The organism is Noviherbaspirillum aridicola, assembly GCF_019656455.1.
GTDB classification, from domain to species: domain Bacteria; phylum Pseudomonadota; class Gammaproteobacteria; order Burkholderiales; family Burkholderiaceae_D; genus Noviherbaspirillum; species Noviherbaspirillum aridicola.
In genome coordinates this window covers 95,121-120,937 of sequence record NZ_BPMK01000016.1, presented here as the reverse complement: position 1 = coordinate 120,937, position 25,817 = coordinate 95,121, and the positions used below count along the sequence as shown (strand labels likewise).

Genomic DNA, 25,817 nt, shown 5'->3' with positions numbered 1-25,817 from the left:
CCGCCTCTGTCCACGCTGTTCATGCCGGCGATCCGGCCATGCGACGGATATTAACGGCAATCCATGTCCGTCGCAGTGGACATCCTCAGCGCACGCATAAGGGGTGGAACTGTTGGGGGCGGTCACGGCCCATGGATGGGCAACCCATGTCCGGACAAGAAGCCGCCACTGCGGCGGACCAGCCCGGGGAATTTCGAGGAGTTCGCGGACGCGCCGGCGGACTCAGTAGTCGCGGTAGTTGTCCGGGTTGAGCGCTTCCCTGGCGCGCGGCATGTTGCCCCGCCGCTTGGTCCAGTTGTAATCCGCCCCGGGGTCGGCGGCGCCCGGCTTGCCCACCGAATTCGGATTCTCCGAACACATCGTGATGAAGGCGATCGGCCGCGCGCCCTCGCGCTGCGCGGTGCGCAATTCCTCCATGAAGCGCAGCGCCGCGCTCATCTCGCTCTCGCCGAAGGATTGGAATCCGGCTTCGCTCCCATCCTCGGCGGCCTCCAGCCAATACACTACGAACATTGCGTTTCCCTTCGCCTGAACTGAGCGCTTTCCCCGCGTACCGGCGCGCCGGGCGAGGACCGCGGGCAGTGCGCATGCATAAAGCGGGCCGTCGCGACGGCGCTGCGCGCCGGCACCCCGCCCGGCAAAAAAAATGAACCTTTCATCATCGCCCGCGTACTAAGGTCCTTGTTTATTGATTCACTTTTTCTTGATGAACATTTCCTACGCACCCAACCGCCTTCTCGATACGCTGGCCGAGTGGCTGCGCGCCGCCAACGACCGCCAGTTGTCGCGCCTGCTGCAGATTTCGCTGCCCGTGATCCAGGGCATCCGCAGCGGCCGCATTTCGCTCTCGCCCTCGCTGCTCCTGATGATGGCGGAATGCGCCGGCAAGACGGTCGACGAACTGCGCCAGGTACTCGGCGAACGCCGCAGCAAGGCCAGGATGCCGCAGCGCCTCCACCGGCAATTGCGCGCAGCCTGACCCCCCCTTCCACCCTCATCGCGCCGGCGCCGATACCGCCGGCGCGGTCTCCATCCCGCGCCACCCGCCGTGCGCCGCCAGGACGATTGCCGGCACGCCGAGCAAGCCCGCAAGAACGAAGTGTCCGCCGTAGCCGAGCGCGCTGGCCGCGACGCCGCTGAACGCACCGGCCGCGCCGGCCGCCAGCACCTGCAGACAGGCCTGGAAAGTATAGTCGCCGCCTTCATGCCCGGCCCGGCACCTGTCCATCATGACGGCGAAGAGCGCGACCGTGGACATCGCGTCGGCCACCTGCTCGAACAGCGCGACCGCGTACACCGCCTGCACCGGGGCGCCGCCGGCCAGCCATGCCATCGCCGCGATGCCGGCCGCCTGCAGCAGGCCGAACGCCGCGAGCGAGCGGACCGCGCCGAGACGCGCATACACCAGGCCGCCCAGCACCGCGCCGCCGATGCCGGCCGCGCTGCTGACCAGCGTCAGCCGGCCGAGCGCCGCCGACGTCCATCCCTGGTCCACCAGCATCGGCTTGATCATCGGCGAGCCGACCGCGTCGCCCAGCTTGTAGAGCAGCACCACGAGCAGCCAGGCCCCGACGCCCGGACGTGCGAGAAAGCCGCGATAGTGGCGCCACAACAGGGCGGGGCCGGCCGGTTCGTCGAGCGGAGCAAGGCGGGGCAGCCGCCGCTGCTCGGGAAACAGCAGGACCGGGACCGCCATCAGCGCCACCAGGCCCGCCAGCAGTCCGATCGAGGTCCGCCATCCGAGGGGTTCGACGACCAGCAGAAGCAGGCTGCCGCCGACGATCATGCCCGCCTTGTAGCCGCCGACCTGCAGGCTGTTGCCGAGGCCGCGCCAGCGCGCGGGCAGCAAGCGCACCGCCAGGCCGTCGGCCGCGACGTCCTGCGTCGCCGCCGCCAGGTTCAGCAGCAGCAGAAGCCCGAGGAAGACCGGCAGCCAGGGACCGAACAAGGCATCGGGCGGCAGCATCGCAACCGCCGCCAGGCCTGCGAGGACGGCGGCCTGCATCGGCAGGATCCATCCCCGGTGATGGCCGAGCCGCCGGGACGACAGACGGTCGATCCAGGGCGCCCACAGCACCTTGAGCATCCAGGGCAGGGCGATCAGCTTGAGCGCGCCGATGACCGCGAGGTCGACGCCATGCTGGCGCAGCATCACGGGCAGCGCGTGCGCGATCAGGCCCGAGGGCAGTCCCTGGGCGCAGTACAGGGCCGCCAGCAGCAGGATGGTGCCGCCGCGCAGCGCCGGCGCATCGGGTGAAGCAGAGGTGGGTTGTGATGTGGGTCGCATGCTCGTCCTTTACCGGACGCATGTTATCGAATCCGCGGCCGGTGCAGGAAGCATGCGCCGGCCCCGATGCCGCGCATGCGGGTGGTGTCAGCGTCGCGGGTTCTGTCCGGGCTGCACGCCGTTGTTGGTGTTGGCCGTATTGGCGCCGTCGTTGCAGCCGGCGTCGCCGCCCGCGCCCGACTTGCCCTGCGCGGCGTCGCCGCCCTTGACCGTCTTGTTCTTGCCGCTGTCCTTGTCGTTCGCGCCGTCGTTGTAGCCGGTGTCGCCTTTCTGATCCATATCTTTCTCCTGTTTATGGAACGACGCGGGTCGCTGCGCCGCGCAGGGTTGCTCACGGCAGCTTAGACCACGTCGCGCCCGGTATTTATCTGCGCGCGGCGAAGGGTATAAATTCAGTTTCTGCTGAACAGGACATTGGTCAGGCGTATTGCGGTGTCGGTGACGGTTTCGATGGAAGGCCGGTAGCCCTGGTTCACCCAGCTCGATGCCAATTGCAGCACGCCGCCCAGCACCGCGACCTGCAGCATCTCGTCCGCGCCCGGCCCCGTCAGCCCGAGCAGCTCGCCGTTGCTGCGCGCGATGCTGCGCAGGGCGAGTTCGAAGGCCTCGTCCACGGCACGGCTGACGCCCCGGATCTCGACGAGGAAGACGCGGGCCGAATGCGGCTCCCGCTTGAGCGCCGAGAAATAGGCGCCGATCATCGCGCGCGCCCGCTCGCGGCGGCCGCGGATGCCCTGCGCCGCCTCGACGCTCTCTCGGTGCACCGCGTAAGTGACGGCGTTGAAGGCCGCCACCAGCAGCGCTTCGCTGTTGGCGAAGGATTCATAGAAATAGCGTTCGGTCAGGCCGGCGGCTTCGCACACGGCCTTGACCGAGGCATTGCGGAAGCCGCGTTCGCCATAAACGGCGATGGCGGCGGCGATCAGGCTGGCGCGCCGCTGCCTGCGGCGCTCGTCCTGGGTCACGCCGCGGTAGGAACGGGTTGTCGGGGTGCGGGCCATGCCGCTATTTTGACACGACTCCTTGTCAGAACAAAACTGACACGGTACAGTGTCAGAATTCCAATCGAGAACGGCGCAGCCATGTCCATCACTTCCCCACCCGACAGCGAGAACATCATCGATGTGCTCATCGTCGGCGCCGGCCTGTCGGGCATCGGCGCCGCGTGGCATCTGCAGAAGCACTGCCCGCGAAAGCGCTACGCGATCCTGGAAGCGCGGGACGCCATCGGCGGCACCTGGGACCTGTTCCGCTACCCGGGCATACGCTCGGACTCGGACATGTACACGCTGGGCTATGCCTTCAAGCCCTGGACCAATCCCAAGGCCATCGCCGACGGACCGTCGATCCGCGCCTACATCCGCGAGACCGCGGAAGAGGCCGGCATCACGCGTCATATCCGCTTCCGGCAAAAGGTGACCGGCGCGTCCTGGTCCAGCGCCGACGCCTGCTGGACGGTGATCGTCGAAGACCTCGCCGGCGGCGGGCGCTACACGCTGCGTGCCCGCTTCCTCTACAGCTGCAGCGGCTATTACAGCTATGAAGAAGCCTACCGCCCCGACTTCCCCGGCGAGGCCGACTTTCAGGGCAGGCTGGTGCTGCCGCAGTTCTGGCCGGACGACCTGGACTACAGCGGCAAGCGCGTCGTCGTGATCGGCAGCGGCGCCACCGCGGTCACCGTGGTGCCGTCGATGGCCGCGCAGGCGGCGCACGTCACCATGCTGCAGCGCTCGCCGAGCTATGTGGTCACCCGTCCCGGCGAGGACCGCATCGCGCAGGGCCTGCGGCGCATCCTGCCCGCGCGCATCGCCTACAGCCTCACGCGCTGGAAGAACGTACTGGTCGGCATGTTCTTCTTCCGCCTCGCGCGCAAGCGCCCCGAGCCGGTCAAGCGGCACATCGTGAAGCTCGCCGCGAAGCAGCTCGGCGACGGCTACGATGTCGCCACCCATTTCACCCCGGACTACAAGCCCTGGGACCAACGCGTGTGCGCGGTGCCGGACGGCGACCTGTTCCGCGCGATCCGCCGCGGCAAGGTCTCGGTGGTGACCGACCATATCGAGCGCTTTACCCCGGATGGCATCCTGCTGCGCTCGGGCCGCACGCTGGCGGCCGATATCGTGGTGGTCGCCACCGGCCTGCAGCTCAGGGTCCTCGGCGGCGTCGCGCTCACCGTCGACGGCGATCCGGTGCGGCCGAACGAAGCCATGGCCTACAAGGGCATGATGCTCAGCGACGTGCCAAACTTCGCGATGGCCTTCGGCTACACCAACGCCTCGTGGACGCTCAAGGCCGATCTGACCGCGGGCTATGTATGCCGCCTGCTGCAGTACATGGACAGGCACGCCAAGGCGATCGCAGTGCCGCGCCGCGAAGCCGGCGTCGCGCCGCAGCCCTTCCTGAACTTCACCTCGGGCTATGTGCGGCGCGCGCAGAACCTGCTGCCCAGGCAGGGCTCGCGGGCGCCATGGCAGGTGTACCAGAACTATCTGCAGGACCTGCTCACGATCCGCTTCGGCCGCATCGCCGACGGCGTGATGCGTTTCGGCGCAAAAGGAAACCTGCCATGAAGCTCCATGGTCGCGTCGCCGTCGTCACCGGCGCCGGCAGCGGCATCGGCCGCGCGGTCGCGCTGTCGCTGGCGCGCCGCGGCTGCCGCCTGGCGCTGGCCGACATCGACGAACAGGGCCTGCGCCAGACGGGCGAGCAAGTCGGGCGGACCGGCGCCGGTCATTCCCTGCATCGTCTCGACGTGGCGAGCCGGGAACAGGTGCGTGCGCTGCCGGCCGGGGTGCTGGCCGCCCATGGTCGCGTCGACCTGCTGGTGAACAACGCGGGCGTCGCGCTCGGCGGCACCTTCGAACAGGTCAGCGAGGACGACTTCGACTGGCTCATGGAGATCAATTTCCATGGCGTGGTGCGCATGACGCGCGCCTTTCTCCCGCATCTCAGGGCGGGCGACGATGCGCGCGTGGTCAACATCTCCAGCCTCTACGGCCTGATCTCGCCGCCGGGACAGGCCGCCTACTCAGCGAGCAAGTTCGCGGTGCGGGGGTTTTCCAACGCGCTGCGCCACGAGCTGGAAGGATCCCGCGTCGGCGTGACCGTGGTGCACCCGGGCGGCGTGTCCACTTCCATCGCGCGCAGCGCGCGCGTGCCGGCCGGGCTCGATCCGGATGAGGCGCGTCGCCGCAAGGCCCTGTCGGAAAAGCTGCTGCGCATGCCGCCGGAGAAAGCCGGCGAGATCATCGTGCGCGGCATCGAGCGCCGCAAGGCAAGAATACTCGTCGGGACCGATGCGAAGATCGCCGCGCTGATCGAGCGCTTCTTCCCCGTCGCCTACTGGAAGCTGCTGAAAAAGGGCGTACAGCCATGAATATCCTTGTCGCCGCCATCCTCGCGGCGTTGACGCTGATGCTGGCGCTGGCCGCCTTCACCTGGTGGACCGCCAGCCGCGTGCGCGCCGCGCTGCCGCCACAGGGACGCTTCGTCGACGCCGGCGGGATCCGCTTTCATGTGAGCGAAGAGGGAAGCGGCCCCGCGCTGCTGCTGATCCATGGCCTCGCCGGCCAGATGCGGCATTACACCTATGGCGTTGCCAGGCGCCTCGCGGCCGACTACCGGGTGGTCGCGATCGACCGGCCCGGCTCCGGCTACTCTGTACGCGGCGAGGAGACGCCGGCGGACCTGAGCACCCAGGCCGGCGCCATCGCCGCGCTGATCGACACGCTGGGCCTCGGCCGTCCGCTGGTGGTAGGCCATTCGCTCGGCGGCGCGATCGCGCTCACGCTCGCGCTCGAACATCCCGGGCAAGTCGGCGGCCTGGCGCTGATCGCGCCGCTCACGCATCTGCCCGAGGGCGAGCAGCCGCCAGCGGCCTTCCGCGCGCTGACGATCGCCACGCCCTGGCTGCGCAAGCTGTTCGCGTGGACGCTCGCGGTCCCCGGCGCCATCGCCGGCCGGCGCAAGGTACTCGACCAGGTATTCGGCCCGGACCCGGTCCCGCGCGACTTCGGTACCCGGGGCGGCGGCCTGCTGAGTCTCATGCCGAGCCAGTTCATCGCCGCCTCGCGGGACCTGCAGGCGGTACCCGCGCGCCTGCCCGCGATCGTATCCCGCTACGCCGAGCTGCGCGTGCCGGTCGGCGTGCTGTTCGGCCGGCAGGACCGCATCCTCGACTGGAAGATCAACGGCGAGGCCCTCGCTGCCAGGGTACCGGGCGCGCGGCTCGAACTGGTCGACGGCGGGCACATGCTGCCGGTGATCCACCCGGAACGGACGGCATCCTTCATACGGGACTGCGCGGCGCGGGTCTGAATCCTGCCCCCGCTTCCGCCCCGGGGATTTTTCGCTTTTTCCGCATACCGGCCGCAGGAATTTTCTTCACTGCCATCCCCGGGGCACCGTACTTTCTTCGGCAAAACGCCCGAAATCCTCCGCCAGCCCGCTATATGCATGAACTGCCAATAAGCAAATAAAAAATACTTCGTTCCTGCTTGCCAGTTCTGCCAGTAATCTTGCGCGCTTCTGTCAATTTCAAACGGCGATTTCTTCTCCGTCGGCTCTCGTGAGGGGCGGCGGCGACGCGCCGCGCCACAAGCGCGGACGAAACCGGCCGCACCACAACGTGATTCACATCGAGAAGCTCAACAAGGACTACCGGGCAGCAGGCAGGACGGTCAGCGCGCTGCGCGACATCAACCTCCAGATCCCGCAGGGGAAGATCTTCGGCATCATCGGCCGCTCCGGCGCCGGCAAGAGCACGCTGCTGCGCACGCTCAACCTGCTAGAGCGTCCGACCAGCGGCGCCGTGCGCATCGCCGGCGAAGACATCACCCGCCTCGGCAAGGCCGAACTCGACCGCCTGCGGCAGCACATCGGCATGGTGTTCCAGAACTTCAATCTGCTGCATGCCAAGACCGTGGGCGCGAACATCGAATTCCCCCTGCGCCTGGCGGGCGGGTACAGCCGCGAACAGCGCGACCGGCGCGTCGATGAACTGCTCGACCTGGTCGGACTGCGCGCGCACAAGGACAAGTATCCGGCGCAGCTGTCGGGCGGGCAGAAGCAGCGGGTCGGCATCGCGCGTGCGATCGCGCATGCCCCCAGGCTCCTGCTGTGCGATGAAGCCACGTCCGCGCTCGATCCCGAAACCACCCAGTCGATCCTCGCGCTGCTCGCCGACATCAACGCGCGCCTCGGCATCACCATCGTGCTGATCACCCACGAGATGCATGTCATCCGCAGCATCTGCGACCACGTGGCGGTGATCGAGGGCGGCGAGATCGTCGAGAGCGGGCCGGTCGCCGAAGTGTTCCTGCATCCGCGCCATGCGGCGACCCGCAGCCTGGTGGCGGAGACCACGCATGACGATTTCGATCCGGCGGCGATCCGCGGCGGCGGCGGCACCCTGCTGCGCCTGACCTACACCGGCGACGCGGTGCACCAGCCGATACTCACCCGGGTGGCGCTGCAGAGCCGCGCGAGCATCGCGATCCTGCAGGGCTCGGTCTCGCGCATCAAGGACACGCCGTATGGCCAGCTGCTGGTGGAGATCGGCGGCAATGAACAGGAAACCGCGCAGGCGCTCGACCTGTTCCGCGAACTGAAGGTCCAGTGCGAGGTGATGAACTGATGGATTTCTCGAATATCGACTGGGCCGACATCGCCCAGGCCACCTTCGACACGCTGACCATGACCGGCGTCTCGCTCGTATTCACCGTGCTGCTCGGCCTGCCGCTCGGCGTGCTGCTGTTTCTCACCGCGCGCGGCCAGCTGCTGGAACAGCGCGGCGTCTATGGCGTGCTGTCGCTGGTGGTCAACGTGCTGCGCTCGCTGCCGTTCATCATCCTGCTGATCGTGATGATCCCGGTGACGCTGGCGCTGGTCGGCACCTCGCTCGGCGTCGAAGGCACGATTCCGCCGCTGGTCGCCGCCACCACGCCGTTCTTCGCGCGCCTGGTGGAGAACGTGCTGCGCGAGGTCGATCGCGGCGTGATCGAGGCCTGCCAGTCCATGGGCGCGAAGACGCATCAGATCGTCATCAATGCGCTGCTGCCCGAAGCCCTGCCCGGATTGCTCGCGGCCGGCACCGTGACCACCATCGCCCTGGTCTCCTATGCGGCGATGTCGGGCGTGATCGGCGGCGGCGGCCTCGGCGATCTCGCGCTGCGCTATGGATATCAGCGTTTTCAGACCGACGTGATGCTCGTGACCGTCGCCATTCTCGTCGTACTGGTGCAGCTGCTGCAGTTCTGCGGCGACCGGCTGGTGCGGCATTTCACCCGAAAATAATTTCTAGCCCAAGGAGTCCCCATGCGTTTCAAGTTTGCCCTGCTTCTCGCTTCTTCCCTCAGCCTGCTGGCGCCCGCGGCCTCGCAGGCGGCCGACAAGCTGACCATCGCCGCCACCCCGGTGCCGCACGCCGAGATCCTGGAATTCGTCAAGCCGGCGCTCGCCCGGCAGGGCGTCGATCTGCAGGTGAAGGTGTTCACCGACTATGTGCAGCCCGCCGTGCAGGTCAACGAGAAGCGCCTCGACGGCAATTTCTTCCTGCACCAGCCGTACCTGGATGAGTTCAAGAAGAGCCACAAGAACGACATCGAAGTGCCGGTCGCCAAGGTGCATGTCGAGCCCTTCGCCGGCTACTCGCTCAAGCACAAGAAGGTGGCCGACCTGCCCGATGGCGCGACGGTCGCGATCCCCAACGATCCGTCCAACTCGGGCCGCGCGCTGCTGCTGCTCGAGCGCCAGGGCCTGCTCAAGCTGAAGGATACGAACAATATCTCGGCGACCCGCAAGGACATCGTGTCCAATCCGAAGAACCTCAAGATCCGCGAGATCGAGGCCGCCACCCTGCCGCGCGTGCTGAACCAGGTCGACCTGGCGCTGATCAACACCAACTATGCGCTGGAAGCCAAGCTCAACCCGGTGAAGGATTCGCTGTTCATCGAGGACGGCAAGTCTCCCTACGCGAACCTGCTGGTGGCGCGCGAGGACAACAAGGACAGCCCCGCGGTGAAGAAGCTCGCGGCGGCGCTGACCTCGCCGGAAGTGAAGAAATTCATTGAAGAGAAGTACAAGGGCGCGGTGGTGCCGGCGTTCTGACGCCGGTACTGACGCCGGGCAGCGCGGCGGCGCGTGCCGCTCGCCGCCAGTGATGCAGGTGCCGTGAGGGCCGCCCCGGGGGGCGGCCCTTTTTCCATTCCGCCGCAGGGTGCCTCAGCGGCACTTCTCCTTGTAGGCCTCCTGCAGGTCGGCGATGAGTTCGGCGCGTTCCGCCTTCCCGCCGAACTTCTGGCCCGAAACATAGGCGAACGGGCAGTTGAGCTTGTCCGCCTGGGCCGCATAGTCCGCATAGAGCCGGATGACCTCTTTGCCGCGCGCGCAGGTGGCCGGCGAGGGCTTGTCGCCGTCCTTGAGCTTTTGCATGCCTTCCATCTTCGCCTCCACCGGCTTCATCAGGGCTTCGCACTGCTGCTGGGTGGCGGCGTGCGCGAGGGAGGTGCTGGCAAGGGTCAGCAGGACGGCGGGCAGGATGCGCATGAGTGTCTCCATGGTAAAGACGCGCATTTTACTATCGGCAACTTTTTCGGCAAGCGCGCAGGCAGGCGTGCGGATAGCTAAGTCCTATCTTTTCTTTAGAAACAATTTGCTTTAACTATTGAATGAGAATGACTAACATTCGCACATCGGAAGAAGCCTGCAGCAAAAGGAGAATCTCATGGTCATCGCAGCGAAGAAAGTCAGCCAGGTCGGTACCCACATGGCGATCGCTTTCGCGATCATGTACGCCATGACAGGCTCGGTCGTCTTCGGCGGCCTCGCGGTGCTGGTCGAACCGGTGATCAACGTGCTGCTGCTGCCCTATCACCAGCGCCTGTGGGCCGGCATCCGGCGCCGGGCACCGGCCGCCCTGCTCGCCGTGGCCGGCGAGAAGCTGAGCCAGACCGCCATGCACATGGCGGTGGCCTTCGCGGTCATGTTCTGGGCCACCGGCTCGGTCGCCTTCGGCGGACTCGCCGCGGTGCTGGAGCCGGTCCTCAACGTCGCGCTGATGCCCTGGCACGACCGCCTGTGGGAAAGGCTGGAGGCGGCCGCCGGGCCGAGGCCGCGGCTGGCCGTCGCCGGCTGAGGCGGGCGAGGCTAGCGCAGCGTCCTGCGCCGGGATGCCAGCGGATCGCCGAAGCGCGTCATCAGCTCGGTATAGGGGCTGTGCTGAAAGGTCAGCCCGCGTCGATCCTCGCTCTCCCGCAGGCTGCCATCACCCGCCGACGCGAACAGATTGCCGCTGTCGGCGCGCCGGTCCCTTTCATCTTTCTGCTGCATGTTCATCGCGAACGTGCGCAGCACCACGTCGGCGATGCCCGGCGCGAGCTGCGCGAAGGTGGCGCCGGCCGCCGGTTCGCCGACCTCGATATCGCGCGCCGGGTATTCGGCCGCGTGCAGGATCGCGTCCGCCACCACCTGCGGCGCATACACCGGGGGCGGCAGGTCGGGCTTGTTGTCCATGTAATTGCGCGCATGCGCGGCCAGCATGCTGTTGACCGACGCCGGCTTGATCAGGGTGAAGGACACCGGCTCGCCGGCGCTCTCGCTTTCCATCCGCGCCGAATTGATGAAGCCCTTGACCGCATGCTTGGACGCGCAGTACATGCCCTGCAGCGGAATGCTCACGTCGGACAGCATGCTGCCGACGGTGACGATGGCGCCGCCGTGCAGGCGCAGATGCTCCCGCGCGGCCAGCGTGCCATGCACCACGCCCCAGAAATTGGTGTCGAACAGGCGCCTGTTCTCTTCCATCGTCGGCTGTTCGACATGGCCGAAGATCGAGACGCCGGCATTGTTGACCCAGGTGTCGAAGCGGCCGTAATGCGCCAGCGCCCGCGCCGCGACCCGGCGCACGTCGGCTTCGACGCCGACATCGGCGGCCACCGGAATCGCCTCATGCCGGCCTTGCTGCAATTCGTCCGCCAGCGCCTGCAGCGCGGCTTCATCGCGCGACACCACGACGAGCTTCGCGCCCCGTCGCGCGGCGGCCCTTGCGGTCGCCAGGCCGATGCCACTGCTGGCGCCGGTAATGACGACGACCTGTTGCGAAAGCGGTTTGAGTTGCGGCCGCATGGACAGCTCCTTTCATTGCAAAGCCCGCAGGCAGAGACAAGCAGACTGCAAGCGCGGATGCCGGTTCCTTGACGCACCGACGATGCATGCCGAAACATCGTGCAAGGCCGTGCAATCCCGCAATGCCGGCCGGCACCCCGGGTCAGACCAGGGGCACGACGCGGATGCCCTCGTCCTGCGTGCGCCAGACCAGCAACAGCGCATCCGCGCCCGACACCAGGCAGGGCTTGTCGGAAGCGCCGGCGGCGCGGGCCAGCTCGGCCTGCCGCCAGGTCTTGCCGCCGTCCGCCGAGATCCTGCCCAGCACGCTGCCGGCCTTGCCGTCGAATGCTTTCCACACCACGGCGATCCGGTTTCCCGCCACCGCGACGTCCGGATGGGAGGCCGAGGCATCTCCCAGCCTGATACGCGAACCGGCGCCGCCGGCCGGGGCCTCGATGCCGTACCACGCTCCCGCGTCATCGCCCTCCCTGCCGTTGAACCAGGCAAGGTGGCGCCGGCCGTCCGCGCCGAAAGCGAGCGATGGGCCATGATGCGGGCAGGCGTCGATGCGCCAGTCGTCGAAGGTCACCCGCGCCGGGGACGGCACATCCTCGCCGCCGAGTTCTGCCATCGCGTGGTCGCGGATGTTGGGCGCGAAGACATGCCGCCATGCCGCGACCGGCTTGCCGGCGGCATCGAGGGTCAGGGCGATGCGGCAGCATTCGCAGGAATGATTGGCAAGCTTGCGGTCGGTCCCGAAACTGGCGCCGTGATCGGACGAGACGGCGTAGTAGACCGCCGATCCCGCATATTTTTCCTTGCGCCGCTTCGCCCGGTCGGCGTCGCGGCCGTCGATCCAGGCGATGAAGATGCGGCCGCGCGGGTCCACCACCATCGATTCGAAACTGTGCGTCACCCGGCTGCGGTCCGTGTTGACCGTCAGCGGCGCCGAAAACGTCTTGCCGCCGTCGAGCGAGCGCACGAAGCGGATGTCCCCGATATGCGGCCGCGCGACGGTGCTCGTATAGGAGATGTAGATCTCGCCGTCCGCGCCGAGCGCGATGTGCGGCCGCGCTTCGCCGCCGGCCGCCACCGGCTCGGGCGACTGCTGTATGCGGCGTGGCGCCGACCAGGTCTTGCCGAGATCGCTCGTGTGCTGGAGCACGACGTACTGATCCTGCCCGGCCGTCTCCTTGCCCACGACCCACAGGCGGCCGTCGCGGCCGAGCGCCGCGCCGGTGCCCAGCTCGCGCGCGCCGTGTCCATGCTGGCCATGCGCGCGCGCGGCCGGCAGCCCACCGGCCATGAGCAGCCCGAATCCGCCGAGTGCGCGCAGCGCGCTGCGTCTAGAAAAATTCATCTGTCTTTCCTTTCGATCGTTGTCCGGCTGTCGTCAGTAAGCCAGTTCGACACCCGCATAAAAGGCGCGTCCCTCGCCCGGATAGAACTGCCGGCTGTCCCGCCCTCTCGCGTCGGCCACCACGCCGGTGGTCGCCGCATAGGTCTTGTCGCCCAGATTGCGCGCCTCCAGGAACCAGGACAGCGACTTGTCCAGCTTCTGCCCGAGCTTGAAGTCATAGACGCCGTAGCCGCCGGCCCGAAGGCTGTTCGCGTGATCGATCCAGGTGGAGGACGCGAGGCGCACCCTGGGCCCGAAGTAAAGACCGCCCGCCGTCCGGTACAGCACTTCGGCGCTGGCGAACTGCCGCGGCACGCCGGCCAGACGGTTGCTGCCGTACACCGGGTCGCCGTCGAACCTGAAATCGTTCAGCTGATACGCGATGCGTGCGGTCCAGTGAGCGCCGACATCGGCCTGCAGGCCCAGCTCGATCCCCTGATGCAGGGTGCGGTCGGCGTTGCGGGTGCCGAGCGGATTGCCGGCGGCGTCGTTGAGCGCGAGCAGTTCGTCCTTCACCCGCGCGCGGTACAGCGCCAGATCCCAGCGCAGGCTGCCCCACGCCTGCCGCGCCGTGCCCCGCGTGCCGGCCTCCAGCGTCGTCGCGCGCTGCGCGGCGACCGGCGTGACATTTCGTCCCCCGGCGAGTTCGCCGAAGCTGGGCGGTTCATAGCTGCCGCTGGCGTTGGCGAAGACCTGGACGCCGGGCGCGATGTCCTGGCGCACGCCGAACTTCGGCGAGATGCGCCGGTAGCCTTCGTCCACGCTCTGGTCGCCGTCCGCGAGAAACCGGTCCCGCAGCCGCCGCCCCGCATCCACCGCCTGCGCGCCGACGACGACCGCCGTGGCTGGCATCAGGTAGTACTGGTTCTCGGCGAACACGGAGAGGTTCTTCGATCGCTGGCGCGACGCGCCGGTGCGCGCGGCGGCCTCTCCCCCAACATTGCGGAAGCGGTCGTCGTCGAGTTCGCCGTAGACGAGATTCGTGCCCAGCACGAACTGATTCCGGCGGCCGAACAGGCGTTCCTCGCTGATGAAGCGTGCGGAAACGCCATAGTCGTTGGAGTTCTGATCAAGCACCTGGAAGATCGGATGGACCAGATGCTTGTAGGCGTAGAACGCGCCCGCCTCGACACGACGCTCCGGCGACAGCCGCAGCGTCGTCCTGTTCGACAGCCGATACAGGTCGAAGTCACGATGCTGGTCGCCGGCGACGGCGGCCGGATCGGCGCGTCGGGGTGAGGCCGCCATTTCGGCGCGCGTCAGTGCGCCGGGCAGCTCGGAGTCGGTCCTGACTGCCTGCAGAAAGAACCGGGTCTCAAGGCCGCCGCCGATGGTCCAGCCGAGATTGCCGGACACCCGCTGCGTATCCTGCCGGGCATGCGCGCGAAAGCCCTTCTGGAAGAACTCGGCGGCCGCGATGAACCAGTCGCTCGACTCGCTGCTGCCGGATGCCGTCACCTGCGCCCGCTTGTAACCGAAGCTGCCGCCCTCCACGCGGGCCGAGACCGGCGGCGACGACAGGCCGGATGGACTGACGAAGTTGATGGCGCCGCCCAGCGTGGCCGCCCCGAACTGCAGCGCATTCGCGCCGCGATACACCTCGACATAGCGTGCCGCCAGCGGTTCGACCGCCTGGAAGTCGGCACCGCCGTCGGCGAGGTTGAGCGGCACGCCGTCCTGCAGCAGGGCGATGCCGCGCATGTGGAAAGTGCGCTGCAGTCCCGAGCCGCGTATCGACACCCGGGCCTCTTCCGCCCCGAACCGCGAAGCGGCGAACACGCCGGGAGAAAACTGCAGCGCATCGGGCAGCGTCGACACGCGGCCCTCCCGGTATTGTTCGGCGTCGACGATGTTGGCGCCGCCCGGTACCGCATCGACGCGCCTGCGCGCCTGCTCCATCGACTCGAGCGTCGGCGGCGCGGCCGGCGCGGCGGTCACGGTGACCGCCGGCAGGCTGGGCTCCTCCGCGCGGACCGCCGCGCCCGGCAGCAGCAGCGCGGGCGCCGAACAGGCGAGAACGATGACGCGCCGGCGACCGTGGCGCTTACCTGCCATGGCCGAGCCCGCCCTTGCCGTGCAGCGCGCGTACCGGAACGTCGAGGCGGACCGTCTGCGGCGCCTGCCCGTCCGCCTGAAACACCAGCGACAGCGGGACCTTGTCTCCCTCGCGCAGCGGCGCCTTCAGCCCGGTGAGCATCAGGTGAAAGCCGCCGGGCTGCAGGACCACCTGCTTCCCGGCGGGAAGGGGCAGCGCATCGATGCGCCGCATGCGCATCACATCGTTCTCCATGCGCATCTCGTGGATCTCGACCTGCGCCGCGGCGGGGGAATTCGCCTCCACCAGCCGGCCGTCACGCTCGGCGACGAGCTGCATGAAGGCGCCGGTCGCGGTCTGATGGGCGACGGTGCCGCGTATCCAGGCGTCGCTGACCGCGACTTGTGCCAGGGCGACGGGCGCGGCGACGAGCATGGCCGCGGCGACGAAAATGGACTTCATGATTGGTTTCTCCTGATGATGATCTGTCGGCGCGCGCACGCGACGCATGCCGCATCAGCGGCCGCCGGCGGCAGCACTCAACGGCCGCCACGCGGAGGCGGGCCGGCCGGGCAAGGAATCGGTTCAGGAGAAACGGGGAGGCGCGCGCGGATGTGCGAACGCCCAGGCGTGCAGCGGATGCGGGGAGGAGTAGAACAGCGGAGGATAGGCGGCCCGTTGCGGGGAAACCGGCAACGCCGCCGGCACGGAAGGCGGCAGCGCCGGATGATCGGCGTGCAGGCGGCAATAGGGACAGTCGGTGGAATGGCCGTGCTTGCCATGCGAGGACGGGCCGTCATCCGGAACCGGCACATCGACGGTCACGACACCCGCCGCCGTGCATATTTCATGCTGCGCCGTGAGCGCCGCGCGATGCGCCGCCATCGCGTGCGAGATCATCGGCAACAGGGACGACAGCGCGATGACCATACATGCCATCCACGCCATGCTGCGCCGCCAGTGCCGAATTCTTAACATGCGCGCATTCTAGCACCGGCAACCCGCCGGCGTGGTCGCCGCACGGCGCCCGGATGCCGCGCTCAGGACAGACCGGCGGCGCCGGTTCCGCCGTATGTGTAATACAGCGCGAGCACACACAGCAGAACCGCCAGCGCCCCGATGCCGGTGACCCTGCGCGCGATCTTCATGGTTCTTCTGCGCGCCGCCTCTTCGCTGGACTGCTTGGCCTGCGCGGCCACCCATCTCGCCTCGAGTTCGGCCTGCTTGCGTTCCCACAGTCTGCGTTTGCTCTCCTCATCGCCACGCCTGGACGCCGGCCCGGCGGCGCCGGCACGCGGCCTGCGGGCGGACTGGGGGCGGGCACTCCCGGCCCGCTTGTTTCGACGACTGGATTTTGCTGCTTTGCTCATGGAGGCCGGACGTATGATGGAGAACAAGGCCTCTGACCGGCGCAAGCCGGAAACAGTTCCAGCGAGAATTGCAGAAGCGGTAATTTCGCCGGCATGGATGCCGCCCATGCCGAAATACCGCTATTGCGCCGGCCGCAATCATGCTTGAATGCTCCGGCATGGCCATCCGGCCATCCGACGCCTCATGTATGGGAAGGGAGAGATGCATGCGAGTCCGCCACCTTATTGCCCTGGCCACCCTAGCGATGACGACGGCCTGTGCCGAGCGCGCGCAGTTGCCGGTGGAAGCCGGGATCGGCCCGAACCCGGCCTTGCCGCCGCCGCGCGGCGGCCTCCTGCCGACCGTGAACATTGCGCCCGCGATCGGCTGGAGCGATGGCGGCAAGCCGGCGGCAGCACCGGGGCTGGAGGTCCGGCCCTTCGCCGGCGGGCTCGATCACCCGCGCTGGCTCTATGTGCTGCCCAACGGCGACGTGCTCGTCGCGGAGTCGAACCGGCCGGCGAACGCGCAGGGCGCGCGCACCGGCATCGCCGGCTGGTTCATGAGGACGTTCATGGAACGCGCCGGCGCCGGCGTGCCGAGCGCCAACCGCATCACCCTGCTGCGCGACGCCGACGGCAACGGCATTCCCGAGGTGCGCACCGCATTCCTGGAAAACCTGAACTCTCCCTTCGGCATGGCGCTGGTCGGCGATGCGCTGTACGTCGCCAACACCGATGCGGTGCTGCGCTTCCCCTATACCGAGGGCGCGACCAGGATCACCGCGGCGGGCGTGAAGGTCGCCGATCTGCCCGCCGGCAGCATCAATCACCACTGGACCAAGAACATCATTGCCAGCCGCGACGGCCGCCGGCTTTACGCCACCGTCGGCTCGAACAGCAACGTCGGCGAACTGGGCATGGAAAACGAAGTCGATCGTGCCGCCATCCTGGAAATCGATCTCGCCGGCGGCCGCACGCGCAGCTTCGCCACCGGCCTGCGCAACCCCAACGGCCTGGCCTGGAATCCCGTCAGCGGCGCGCTGTGGACCACGGTGAACGAGCGGGACGAGATCGGCAGCGACCTGGTGCCCGACTACATGACTACGGTGAAGGACGGCGGATTCTACGGCTGGCCGTACAGCTATTACGGCCGCCATGTCGACAGCCGCGCGCAACCGCCGCGGCCCGATCTCGTCGCCACCGCGATCGTTCCCGATTATGCGCTCGGCGCGCATACCGCGGCCTTCGGCATCGCCTTCTACGAGGGCGGCCTGCTGCCCGCGGCGTATGCCGGCGGCGCATTCGTCGCGCTGCACGGCTCCTGGAACCGGCGCCCGCACAGCGGCTACAAGGTCATCTTCGTGCCATTCGCCAACGGCCGCCCGTCGGGCCCGGCGACCGACATCCTGACCGGCTTCCTGTCAAACGACGGCAAGGCAATGGGAAGGCCGATAGGCATCGCGCTGGATCGCCGGGGAGCGCTGCTGGTGTCGGACGATGTGGGGAACGCGGTCTGGCGGGTGACGGCGGCGAGATAGCGCGCCGCCATCCGCTTCATCCGGGCCGGACCGGCTTACTTGAATTCCGGCTCGTCCCACCAGGGAAAAAACGCCGGCATGTCCGTCGACACCTTGTCCGGAAAGACCGCGGCCCGCTTTTCCAGGAAGGCGGTCACGCCCTCGCGCGCATCCGCGGACTGCCCGCGCGACTGGATCGACCGGCTGTCGATGCGGTGCGCGTCCATCGGATGCGGGGCAGCGGCCATTCGCCACAGCAGCTGGCGGCTGAGCGCGACCGATACGGGCGCGGTATTGTCGGCGATTTCGCGGGCGAGCGCGCGGGCGGCCGGCAGCAGCTCGTCGGGCGCATGCAGCGAGCGCACCAGTCCGCGCGCGAGGGCTTCATCGGCGCCGAAGACGCGGCCGGTCATGCACCATTCGAGCGCGGTCTGCATGCCGACCAGGCGCGGCAGGAACCATGAGGAAGCGGCCTCGGGCGTGATGCCGCGGCGCGCGAACACGAAGCCGAAGCGCGCCTCGGTCGACGCCAGGCGAATGTCCATCGGCAGCTGCATGGTCGCGCCGATGCCGACGGCGGGACCGTTGATGGCGCCGATGACCGGCTTGAGGCTCTGGTAGATGCGCAGGGTATTGGTGCCGCCGCCGTCGCGGTACACGTCCCCCACCTTCAGCGACTCGCGCGAGAGGTCGCCGGGGTTGGCCTGGCGGTCGAAGGTGGCTCCGCCGCCGGACAGGTCGGCGCCCGCGCAGAAGGCGCGGCCGGCGCCGGTGACGATCACGACGCGCACATTGTCGTCCGCGTCGGTTTCGTCGAACAGCGCGATCAGCTCTTCCCGCATCCTGGCGTTGTAGGCATTGAGCTTTTCGGGCCGGTTCAGCGTGATGGTGGCGATACCCTGGTCGACGCTGTAGCGCGTCGTTTCAAGCGTTGGCAAAGGCATGTTGTCTCCGTTCTGATGCAGGCGCCCGCTCTGGTCGAGGCGGCCGCGGGGCGGGCGTGCCCGGGGCCGCGCGGACAGCGCCTCAGCCGGCGAGCATGTCCGCCAGGCGCTTGCGGATCAGCCCTTCGGCTTCCGTCATGATGCGGTCGATCAGCTCCTGCACGCTGGGCACGTCGCGAATGAGGCCGGCCACCATGCCGCAGGACCAGGCGCCCGCATCCATCTCGCCCTCCTTCATGATGCGCGGATAGACGCCGGCCACTTCGGCCGCGATGTCCTCGAACCTGAGCGCCGCGCCGAGGCTGCGCTCCTTCTCCAGTAGTCGCTCCACCGCCGCGTTGGACAGCACGCGCTCGGTATTGCGCAGCGGCCGCATCACGAGTCGCGTGTCGAGTTCGCTGGCGGCGACGATGGCCTGCTTGACCCTGTCGTGCACCGGCGCTTCCCGGGTCGCGATGAAGCGGGTGCCCATGTTCATGCCCTCCGCGCCCAGCGCCAGCGCCGCCACCAGCGAGCGGCCGTCGGCCATGCCGCCGGACGCGACGAAGGGAATGGAAAGCTCTTCCGCCGCGCGCGGCAGCAGGATGAAATTCGGCACGTCGTCTTCGCCGGGGTGGCCGCCGCATTCGAAGCCGTCGACGCTCACCGCGTCGCAGCCGATGGACTCCGCCTTGAGCGCATGGCGCACCGCCGTGCACTTGTGGATCACCTTGACGCCGGCTTCCTTGAGCGCCGGCAGCCACTTCTGCGGATTGTTGCCGGCGGTCTCGACGATCCTGACGCCGCCGTCGATGATGGCCTTGATGTAGCCGGGATAATCGGGCGGCGTGACGGAGGGCAGGAAAGTCAGATTGACGCCGAAGGGCTGGTCGGTCATCTCGCGGCAGCGGGCGATTTCCGCGGCCAGGGCTTCGGGTGTGCGCTGCGTGAGCGCGGTGATGATGCCGAGTCCGCCGGCATTGGATACGGCCGCGGCAAGCTGGGCATAACCGACGTAATGCATGCCGCCCTGGATGATCGGGTGCCGGATGCCGAACAGTTCCGTGATGCGTGTTTTCATGTGTCTCCTCGAATTGGTATGGAAGCGGTGCCGGAAGATTATGCCTGTGTCGCGGGTCCGGCGTTTGCCGGCCTCATTGCTGCCCGGCGGGCGCGTCGCGCATGATGGGTCAGCCAGGGAGCGCCGCAGGGATCGGCCAGGGTCAGGCCCGCCGCATACCCGCTCAGTGCCAGTTGTCGTCCGGCCGCGGACGCAGGCGGCGGGCGGCGTCGATGACTTCCTGCAGCTCGACCGGATCGCTGCCGGGATCTTCGTCGAGCGAGGTGACGCGGTTCAGCTCGCGCTGCCAGCGGCGCAGTTCGTCGACGTAGGGCTGGTAGGGCACCCTCTTCAGGTCACCGCCGGCTTCGACGAGGTCGGCAATGCCGTTGTGCAGCCACTCGCCGTTGTGCCAGTCCGGCATGTCGACCGCCGGGAACAGGCAGATGCCATGCAGGTCGATGCCGAGATTGACGGCCGCCATCGATTCTTCCATCACATCCCGCAGCCACTCCGGTCTCCCGGTGCCGAGTCCGCTGGTTTCGCCGATCACGATCGGGCGCCGGTACCGCTCCCAGACGCGGTGCAGGAGCAGGCACAGCGGCTCGACGCCCTCGTGGCCGGGTGGCAGCGCCTTGTGCGGTCCCTGCCCGCGGTACTCCATCTGCCCGAACGAGTAATGGTTGGCGCCGACGATGTCGAGAATCTCGGGTGCGCCGCCGAACTCGGGGCAGGCCTTCCCGCACAGGATGTCCCAGGCGAGAAAGGTATCGACGAAAGTTTCATGGGCCGCTTCGTCTGCCAGGTCGGGCCTGTCCCGCGGCGGCACCACCTGCACCAGCGGATCGACATGGATCATGCGTGCGTCCGGCAGAACCTCGCGTATGGCTTTCACGCCCGCGATCGATGCACGGCACAGCGCCGCGCGCAGGACTTCGCGCTCGTCGCGCGAGCGCCGGTAGGGCGCGACCCAGCCCCATTCGCCTCCGCAGAATGCGAAGAAGGTGATTTCATTGATCGGGGTGAAGTAGTAAGGTCCGGGCAGGTGCCGCGAGACGTAGTGCGCCGCGGCGCGGCAGTAGAGGGCGAACTGCTCGCTGAATGCGGGTGAGAACGGATCGCAGCGTTCCGGATAGCCGTAGTGGCAAAGGTCCCAGACCGGCGCGACCCGCGTGTCGCGGCAGGCGGCAATGAAAGGATCGATCAGGTGGAAGTCGCAGTTTCCGTCGCCGTTCCGGTCGACCAGCGGCCAGGGGATGCCTTCCCGCGCGACGCCGATGCCGAGATCGCGCAACAGCCGGTAGTCTTCCAGCGCATGCCGGCGATGCCGGGTTTCCTCCACCAGGTCACGGCGCCGGCCATCCTTCCACAGGAATGTGGAGCATTCGAACCCGGACAGAAAAAAGGTCGGGAAGATGCCTGGATGCCGCGCCATGACGGCCGCCCGCCTGATCAGGGCTTCATGATGACGCCGCTGTCGCCGCGCATGATGACGCTGACCGGATCGCCGACGTTGAAGCTGGTCTTTTGCTGGGTGACGCTGTAGCGGCTCTGGGTGCCGTCGGCGAACTGGACGGTGACCACCGCCGAGGGGCTGCCGGCCATCGTGGAGCCGGTCGCCGAGCTGCCGGAGGTCGGAGAGGTCATCGTGCTGCCGGCCACGCTGGCGGGCTCGACCGCGACGATTTTTCCTTTCTGCATGCCGCTGGCGGCCGCCGAAGCCGTCGGGGTGGAAGACTTCGACGAGGCGCAGCCTGCCAGCACGGCGATTCCCAGCACACAGGCAAGCAGGGGTTTGGCGGAACGAAGGGTCATAGCGTTCTCCTTATCGAATGTTGGGGATGAGTGACCCACACTCTGTACCGTCGCGTGAGAAGCAGTATTGATATTCAGCAGGGAGCGTTGCCGCCGCCCGGCGCGACGGCGGAGGGAAACTTTCCTGCTGTTTTTTCTCCCGCTCAGGCATGAGAAGGCCGGCGAACGTACCCGTGTCCGCGAGCCCGCTCTCAGTCCTGGGTCCATCCCTTCTCGTTCAGACTGCGCAGGGTGGATGCCATCAGGGCCGCGGGCGTCGCTTCATAGCAGTCGCTCCGGTAGCCGGACTGCAAGCCCCATCCGATGCACAGGTTTTTCATGTCCCGGCTGTCCGCCCCATCGACCGCGACGAAGTCGGCCCCGGCCTCGCTCGCGGCACGCGCGGCGGCGTGAAGAAAGGCCCGTGCAACGGGCTTGTCTCGCAATTCCCCGGGACGCGCGGGAGGGGTGAACACCAGCACCGACTTGTTGCCCCGCACCACATCCTGCGCGCGCCACGTCAACGACGCACGGTGCGTGACAACGTCACCCTTCAGGGGCGTCAGCGCAGTTCGAATCCGACACTGTGGGGCTGCCCCGCATCCTCCCGACGCACGATCTCCAGTGTTCCGTGTCTGGCGTGACGAAGCTGAAAATCTGTTCCCCGGGAGGCGGGCAGCAGGCGCGACGACGCGGCGATCCGCTTCGGCGCGATCTGTTCCCAGTGCGCTCCACTTCGCTGGAGAATCAGGTCGGCGGTCTGCGCATGACGCTCAAAGTCTTCGCGGGGTACCGGCTGTCTCACGCCTGACCGGTACATTTCGCACGGTCCGTTGCCGTGGACGACGAGAACCCGCTTTTCCCGGTTCTCATCGAGCATGCTCCACTGGGCGAGTTCATCCTCGCCTGCGTACATGCCGGGAACGGCCTGAAACTTCGCGAGCACCGAATTCGGTATCGCATGCCTTCCCTGCATCAATGCCATGCCTTTTGCGTGCAGGCCGGGTGTCTGCGTGAGGCCGGCGACGAGACGGTGTGCGTTGAATGCCTGCTCGGTATCGCTCAGACCCGCGCGCACCGCGGCCACCCTTCCCCTCAGCGCGACGATTTCATCGGCCGAAAGATTTCTTCCGCTCAGCGCATGGAACAGGCAGTCGCCGCCGCCCTGATTGGGTATCCGTCCATACGCCCGCAGATCGATCGGCGCCGACGGCGCGGGTTCGGCCACATACTGGCGCCGATAGTCGGGCCGCTCCGCCGCGGACTGCGTCTCCGGCATTGAGCCGCTTTCCCCCGCATCGCCCACCGTGTCCGCCGCCTGCGGCAGCGGCGGCGCGTCGGTGCGCTCGACGGTACGAAGCGCTTCCATGAACTCCTGGAGCAGGCGGTCCCGTTCGGGGCTGACAGCAGGCGCCGGGGAGGCGGCGAGACGGGTCGCCGCGGACGGTGCGTACGTCCCTCCCATCCGCTCGGGGTGCTGGATGCGGATATAGTCCTTGAGGGCGCGCAGTATCCAGACCTTGTCGGGATGGCTCGGCGCCATCAGGTCCTTGTGTGCCTCGGCGATCGCCTTCTTCGCCGACTTCAGGGCTTTCCCGTCATCGCCGCCCTTCAGGTCTTCAAGAATCTCTACGTTCCTGCACATCTGCTGAAGCGCGGCATCGGTGAGTTCAAGGCTGCCGACCAGGGCTGCATAGGCCACGGAAGCGCCGGCGACGCTCGTAAGGTCAGGGAGCCCCATTCCCTCCTTGCGCTTGACTTTGACGTGCTGGATGCCCCAGTCAGGCTGCCGCGGCATGCCGGACGTGAGCTTTCCCTGCAAGCGCCTGAACTTCTCCAGCAGCGCCTGCCTTTTGCTCCGTCCTTCGCTCTTGCGGTGAATGGATGCCCTGCCGTGCGCCGGAGCCTCCGGCATGGCCGGGCGCGATTGAGGTTCATTGCCTCCAGCCCGCCGCACCGGCGGAGCGGCCGGGAAGGACCGATTGCGGGATAGTGAGATGCCCATGGTTTGCGTGATCACTGTTATGGAAGGTGCAACGCTGCCGGCGCCGGACGGCGCGTTCACTCCGCTGTCGCGGCGGACCGGCGAGGAAACCTGAGTGGCCCCGGGGCGCGCACGGTTCCGCGCTGCCGGTCGGCGGGCAAAAGTCAGTTACGAATACTTACACTCCCGCCGGTCAACTCAATTCCTTGCATTCCGTTTCTTCTGAAGCCGCCCCGGCCGCCGCCGGGGACTACAAGAAAGGAGAAACCGTGGAAATCGACTCGCTCAAGAAGCGGCTGATAGGCATCGACCGGACCGTTCTGGCCATTACGGAGATGTGCGAAAGGCGCGCGCCCGCGTGCATTCACTCCTCCCTGTTCTCGATACAGCGCGACGCGCGCCGCCTTTCATCCCTGCTCAGGCTCGAATCCGCCGATGACCGCTGTGCCGAGTGCCTGGAACATCTGAAGGAAGCCGGGCGCCAGCTCCAGGACTCCTGCGCCGATGTCGACCACAAGGACACGAGGGCAGCGCTGGAAGACCTGACAACCGTCCTCATCGCGCTGCCGCACCCCGGCATGCTTCATCACTGATCCCGCTCCTGTCGTCCTGATCGCCGCGCCGGCCGCGCACAGCGCCCGGCGCGGCCTCGTCGCGTCACGGCGTCGCCCCGCCTCCTCCGGATCCTCCCGCCCCTTCCATCCCGCGATCTCCATATCCCCCAGCCCCCAATCCCCCTTAAGGGGGATGTTCTTCCGCCGGTGCATACGGATAATCGACGCACCCAAGGAGAAAGCGCCGCCGGGAAAACATCTCGGCAGCGCGACGGCGCACCCAGCCGTCCACGCCATTCGCCAGGACCGCGATGCCCTGATCAGCAGTACCCGACGGCGTGCCCGGCGCGGCCGCCCGAACCATTCCCACCACCACACTGGAGACATGCAATGAAAAACAAGAATCCGACCCTGCCACTGCTTTCAGCCTCGCCGCTGCCCGGCGCGGCGCTGGCGAAGACGGGCCTCGCCGTCGCCGCGATGCTCTGCTCCTTCGCCGCGCAGGCACAGGTCGCCATCTTTCAGGAGAGCTTTTCTTCCGGCCTCGGCGGTTTCACCGCTACCGGAACCGTAGGCACCAGCACCGGCGCCGCGCGGATGGAAGGCTGCTACGGCTGCACGGACGGCGCGATCACCTCCGGCGCGATCAGCACGCAGGGCTTTACCGGACTGAGCCTGAGCTTCGACCGCGTGACCTCCGGCCTCGACTCCGGCGAGGCGGGCATTGCGGAGTACTCGACCAACGGTTCGACCTGGACGGCGGTCGAATCGACCCGTGTCACGACGAACGGACGCGTCACCTTCAGCCTGCCCGATACGGCGGCGGGCCAGGCGGCGCTGCGGCTGCGCTTTCGCATCGATGCCAGCCTGAGCAGCGAAACCTACACCGTCGACAACGTGCAGCTCACCGGCATCCCGGGCGACACCGGCACCAACCCCTATGCCAAGGGCCCGAATCCGACCACGTCCATGCTGGAATCGAGCACCGGTCCCTTCACCTATGCCACCACCAATGTCTCGGAGTTCTCGGCCAGCGGCTACGGCGGCGGCACCATCTATCATCCGACCAATGTGGCGGGCCCCTTCGCCGCCATCGCCATCTCTCCCGGCTACACCGGCACCAAGTCCACGATGAGCTGGTGGGGGGAACGGCTTGCATCGCACGGCTTCGTCGTCATCACCATCGACACCAATTCCATCTATGACCAGCCCTACGAGCGGGCGCCGCAACTGATGGCCGCGCTGCGCCAGCTCGTCACCTTCAGCAACACCAGCTCGCATCCGATCTACCGCAAGGTCGATCCGAACCGGCTCGGCGTGATGGGGCATTCGATGGGCGGCGGCGGCACGCTGATCGCGGCGCGCGACAATCCGACGCTGAAGGCGGCGATCCCGCTCGCGCCGTGGAATACCAGCACGGATTTCTCGAGCGTGCGGGTACCGACCCTTGTAGTGGCCTGCGAGAGCGACACCATCGCCCCGGTGTCGCAGCATGCATCGCCGTTCTACAACAGCATCCCGGCGTCGGCCACCAAGAAAGCCTTCATGGAAATGAACAACGGCGACCATTTCTGCGTCATGACCGGCAACGACTACACCCGCATCATGGGCAAGTACGGCGTGGCCTGGATGAAGCGCTTCATGGATAACGACACGCGTTACAGCCCCTTCCTCTGCGGGGCGCCGCACCAGGCCGACCTGTCGAACATCCAGATCTCGGAGTATCGCGAGAACTGCCCGTACTGATGCGGCAACGGAGGGCATGCCGCCGTGCATGTCTTCCCTGTTCCCATCGGGGGCAGCGACG

Annotated in this window: 28 protein-coding genes; 11 read left to right on the top strand and 17 right to left on the bottom strand. The window is 67.6% G+C overall.

Annotated elements, in window-relative coordinates:
* Positions 1–222: 222 nt before the first annotated feature.
* A complete protein-coding gene (locus NCCP691_RS17170) occupies positions 223–513 on the bottom strand; it encodes a hypothetical protein (RefSeq protein ID WP_220809786.1) in 291 nt (96 codons plus the stop codon).
* 193 nt (positions 514–706) lie between these two features.
* Here NCCP691_RS17170 and NCCP691_RS17165 point away from each other — a divergent pair, with 193 nt between their 5' ends.
* Positions 707–979, top strand: a complete 273-nt coding sequence (locus NCCP691_RS17165; protein ID WP_220809785.1) for a hypothetical protein — start codon at positions 707–709, stop codon at positions 977–979.
* A 15-nt stretch (positions 980–994) separates the two neighbouring features.
* On the opposite strand, the gene NCCP691_RS17160 is transcribed toward NCCP691_RS17165, so the two are convergent.
* The 3 genes from NCCP691_RS17160 to NCCP691_RS17150 all read right to left on the bottom strand — a co-directional run bounded on the left by NCCP691_RS17160 (position 995) and on the right by NCCP691_RS17150 (position 3,288).
* Positions 995–2,287, bottom strand: coding sequence for an MFS transporter (locus tag NCCP691_RS17160; protein WP_220809784.1), 1,293 nt, complete (start codon positions 2,285–2,287; stop codon positions 995–997).
* A gap of 87 nt (positions 2,288–2,374) precedes the next feature.
* Entirely contained in the window at positions 2,375–2,566 is a 192-nt protein-coding gene (locus NCCP691_RS17155; protein WP_220809783.1) for a hypothetical protein, read from the bottom strand.
* A 113-nt stretch (positions 2,567–2,679) separates the two neighbouring features.
* Positions 2,680–3,288, bottom strand: coding sequence for a TetR/AcrR family transcriptional regulator (locus NCCP691_RS17150; protein WP_220809782.1), 609 nt, complete (start codon positions 3,286–3,288; stop codon positions 2,680–2,682).
* 81 nt (positions 3,289–3,369) lie between these two features.
* Between NCCP691_RS17150 and NCCP691_RS17145 the strand changes: the two genes are divergently transcribed.
* From NCCP691_RS17145 to NCCP691_RS17120, 6 genes are all read left to right on the top strand, one after another.
* Positions 3,370–4,857: a flavin-containing monooxygenase gene (locus NCCP691_RS17145; protein ID WP_220809781.1), complete on the top strand. Its 1,488-nt coding sequence runs from the start codon at positions 3,370–3,372 to the stop codon at positions 4,855–4,857.
* Positions 4,854–5,663 (top strand): SDR family NAD(P)-dependent oxidoreductase, encoded by an 810-nt coding sequence (locus NCCP691_RS17140; RefSeq protein ID WP_220809780.1) that lies wholly within the window; start codon positions 4,854–4,856, stop codon positions 5,661–5,663. Before NCCP691_RS17145 ends, NCCP691_RS17140 begins: the two co-directional genes overlap by 4 nt.
* The gene (locus NCCP691_RS17135) at positions 5,660–6,604 is read left to right on the top strand and encodes an alpha/beta fold hydrolase (RefSeq protein ID WP_220809779.1); all 945 of its coding nucleotides are present in this window, start codon (positions 5,660–5,662) and stop codon (positions 6,602–6,604) included. Before NCCP691_RS17140 ends, NCCP691_RS17135 begins: the two co-directional genes overlap by 4 nt.
* A 310-nt stretch (positions 6,605–6,914) precedes the next feature.
* Positions 6,915–7,922: a methionine ABC transporter ATP-binding protein gene (locus NCCP691_RS17130; protein ID WP_220809778.1), complete on the top strand. Its 1,008-nt coding sequence runs from the start codon at positions 6,915–6,917 to the stop codon at positions 7,920–7,922.
* On the top strand, positions 7,922–8,581 hold the full coding sequence (locus tag NCCP691_RS17125; protein WP_220809777.1) for a methionine ABC transporter permease: 660 nt from the start codon (positions 7,922–7,924) through the stop codon (positions 8,579–8,581). The genes NCCP691_RS17130 and NCCP691_RS17125 overlap by 1 nt, the downstream gene beginning before the upstream one ends.
* 21 nt (positions 8,582–8,602) lie before the next feature.
* Positions 8,603–9,394, top strand: a complete 792-nt coding sequence (locus NCCP691_RS17120; protein WP_220809776.1) for a MetQ/NlpA family ABC transporter substrate-binding protein — start codon at positions 8,603–8,605, stop codon at positions 9,392–9,394.
* A gap of 114 nt (positions 9,395–9,508) precedes the next feature.
* On the opposite strand, the gene NCCP691_RS17115 is transcribed toward NCCP691_RS17120, so the two are convergent.
* Positions 9,509–9,832: a hypothetical protein gene (locus NCCP691_RS17115; protein ID WP_220809775.1), complete on the bottom strand. Its 324-nt coding sequence runs from the start codon at positions 9,830–9,832 to the stop codon at positions 9,509–9,511.
* Between the two features lie 178 nt (positions 9,833–10,010).
* Between NCCP691_RS17115 and NCCP691_RS17110 the strand changes: the two genes are divergently transcribed.
* Positions 10,011–10,421: a DUF2061 domain-containing protein gene (locus tag NCCP691_RS17110; protein WP_220809774.1), complete on the top strand. Its 411-nt coding sequence runs from the start codon at positions 10,011–10,013 to the stop codon at positions 10,419–10,421.
* 11 nt (positions 10,422–10,432) lie between these two features.
* Here the strand turns inward: NCCP691_RS17110 and NCCP691_RS17105 are convergent, their stop codons facing one another.
* The 6 genes from NCCP691_RS17105 to NCCP691_RS17080 all read right to left on the bottom strand — a co-directional run bounded on the left by NCCP691_RS17105 (position 10,433) and on the right by NCCP691_RS17080 (position 16,304).
* Complete coding sequence (locus NCCP691_RS17105) at positions 10,433–11,410, bottom strand: SDR family oxidoreductase (RefSeq protein WP_220809773.1); 978 nt, start codon at positions 11,408–11,410, stop codon at positions 10,433–10,435.
* Between the two features lie 142 nt (positions 11,411–11,552).
* Positions 11,553–12,752 (bottom strand): sialidase family protein, encoded by a 1,200-nt coding sequence (locus tag NCCP691_RS17100; protein WP_220809772.1) that lies wholly within the window; start codon positions 12,750–12,752, stop codon positions 11,553–11,555.
* A gap of 33 nt (positions 12,753–12,785) precedes the next feature.
* The gene (locus tag NCCP691_RS17095) at positions 12,786–14,846 is read right to left on the bottom strand and encodes a TonB-dependent receptor family protein (protein WP_220809771.1); all 2,061 of its coding nucleotides are present in this window, start codon (positions 14,844–14,846) and stop codon (positions 12,786–12,788) included.
* On the bottom strand, positions 14,836–15,288 hold the full coding sequence (locus tag NCCP691_RS17090; protein WP_220809770.1) for a copper chaperone PCu(A)C: 453 nt from the start codon (positions 15,286–15,288) through the stop codon (positions 14,836–14,838). Before NCCP691_RS17090 ends, NCCP691_RS17095 begins: the two co-directional genes overlap by 11 nt.
* 123 nt (positions 15,289–15,411) lie before the next feature.
* Positions 15,412–15,765 carry a DUF2946 domain-containing protein gene (locus tag NCCP691_RS17085; RefSeq protein ID WP_220809769.1) on the bottom strand — a complete coding sequence of 118 codons (354 nt, stop codon included), beginning with the start codon at positions 15,763–15,765 and terminating at the stop codon, positions 15,412–15,414.
* Between the two features lie 101 nt (positions 15,766–15,866).
* Positions 15,867–16,304: a hypothetical protein gene (locus NCCP691_RS17080; RefSeq protein WP_220809768.1), complete on the bottom strand. Its 438-nt coding sequence runs from the start codon at positions 16,302–16,304 to the stop codon at positions 15,867–15,869.
* A 98-nt stretch (positions 16,305–16,402) separates the two neighbouring features.
* Here NCCP691_RS17080 and NCCP691_RS17075 point away from each other — a divergent pair, with 98 nt between their 5' ends.
* Positions 16,403–17,716, top strand: coding sequence for a PQQ-dependent sugar dehydrogenase (locus tag NCCP691_RS17075; protein WP_238482480.1), 1,314 nt, complete (start codon positions 16,403–16,405; stop codon positions 17,714–17,716).
* A 35-nt stretch (positions 17,717–17,751) separates the two neighbouring features.
* On the opposite strand, the gene NCCP691_RS17070 is transcribed toward NCCP691_RS17075, so the two are convergent.
* From NCCP691_RS17070 to NCCP691_RS17045, 6 genes are all read right to left on the bottom strand, one after another.
* Entirely contained in the window at positions 17,752–18,639 is an 888-nt protein-coding gene (locus tag NCCP691_RS17070) for a crotonase/enoyl-CoA hydratase family protein (RefSeq protein ID WP_220809766.1), read from the bottom strand.
* 82 nt (positions 18,640–18,721) lie between these two features.
* Positions 18,722–19,699 carry an NAD(P)H-dependent flavin oxidoreductase gene (locus tag NCCP691_RS17065; protein WP_220809765.1) on the bottom strand — a complete coding sequence of 326 codons (978 nt, stop codon included), beginning with the start codon at positions 19,697–19,699 and terminating at the stop codon, positions 18,722–18,724.
* Between the two features lie 163 nt (positions 19,700–19,862).
* The gene (locus NCCP691_RS17060; protein WP_238482479.1) at positions 19,863–21,113 is read right to left on the bottom strand and encodes a glycoside hydrolase family 1 protein; all 1,251 of its coding nucleotides are present in this window, start codon (positions 21,111–21,113) and stop codon (positions 19,863–19,865) included.
* A 17-nt stretch (positions 21,114–21,130) separates the two neighbouring features.
* Positions 21,131–21,493 carry a hypothetical protein gene (locus tag NCCP691_RS17055; RefSeq protein ID WP_220809764.1) on the bottom strand — a complete coding sequence of 121 codons (363 nt, stop codon included), beginning with the start codon at positions 21,491–21,493 and terminating at the stop codon, positions 21,131–21,133.
* A gap of 191 nt (positions 21,494–21,684) precedes the next feature.
* Complete coding sequence (locus NCCP691_RS17050) at positions 21,685–21,996, bottom strand: hypothetical protein (protein ID WP_220809763.1); 312 nt, start codon at positions 21,994–21,996, stop codon at positions 21,685–21,687.
* Between the two features lie 38 nt (positions 21,997–22,034).
* The gene (locus tag NCCP691_RS17045) at positions 22,035–23,294 is read right to left on the bottom strand and encodes a hypothetical protein (RefSeq protein WP_220809762.1); all 1,260 of its coding nucleotides are present in this window, start codon (positions 23,292–23,294) and stop codon (positions 22,035–22,037) included.
* Positions 23,295–23,725: 431 nt separating this feature from the next.
* On the opposite strand from NCCP691_RS17045, the gene NCCP691_RS17040 reads away from it, so the two are divergent.
* The gene (locus tag NCCP691_RS17040; RefSeq protein WP_220809761.1) at positions 23,726–24,049 is read left to right on the top strand and encodes a hypothetical protein; all 324 of its coding nucleotides are present in this window, start codon (positions 23,726–23,728) and stop codon (positions 24,047–24,049) included.
* 351 nt (positions 24,050–24,400) lie between these two features.
* Positions 24,401–25,756, top strand: a complete 1,356-nt coding sequence (locus NCCP691_RS17035) for an alpha/beta hydrolase family protein (protein ID WP_220809760.1) — start codon at positions 24,401–24,403, stop codon at positions 25,754–25,756.
* Positions 25,757–25,817 lie beyond the last annotated feature (61 nt).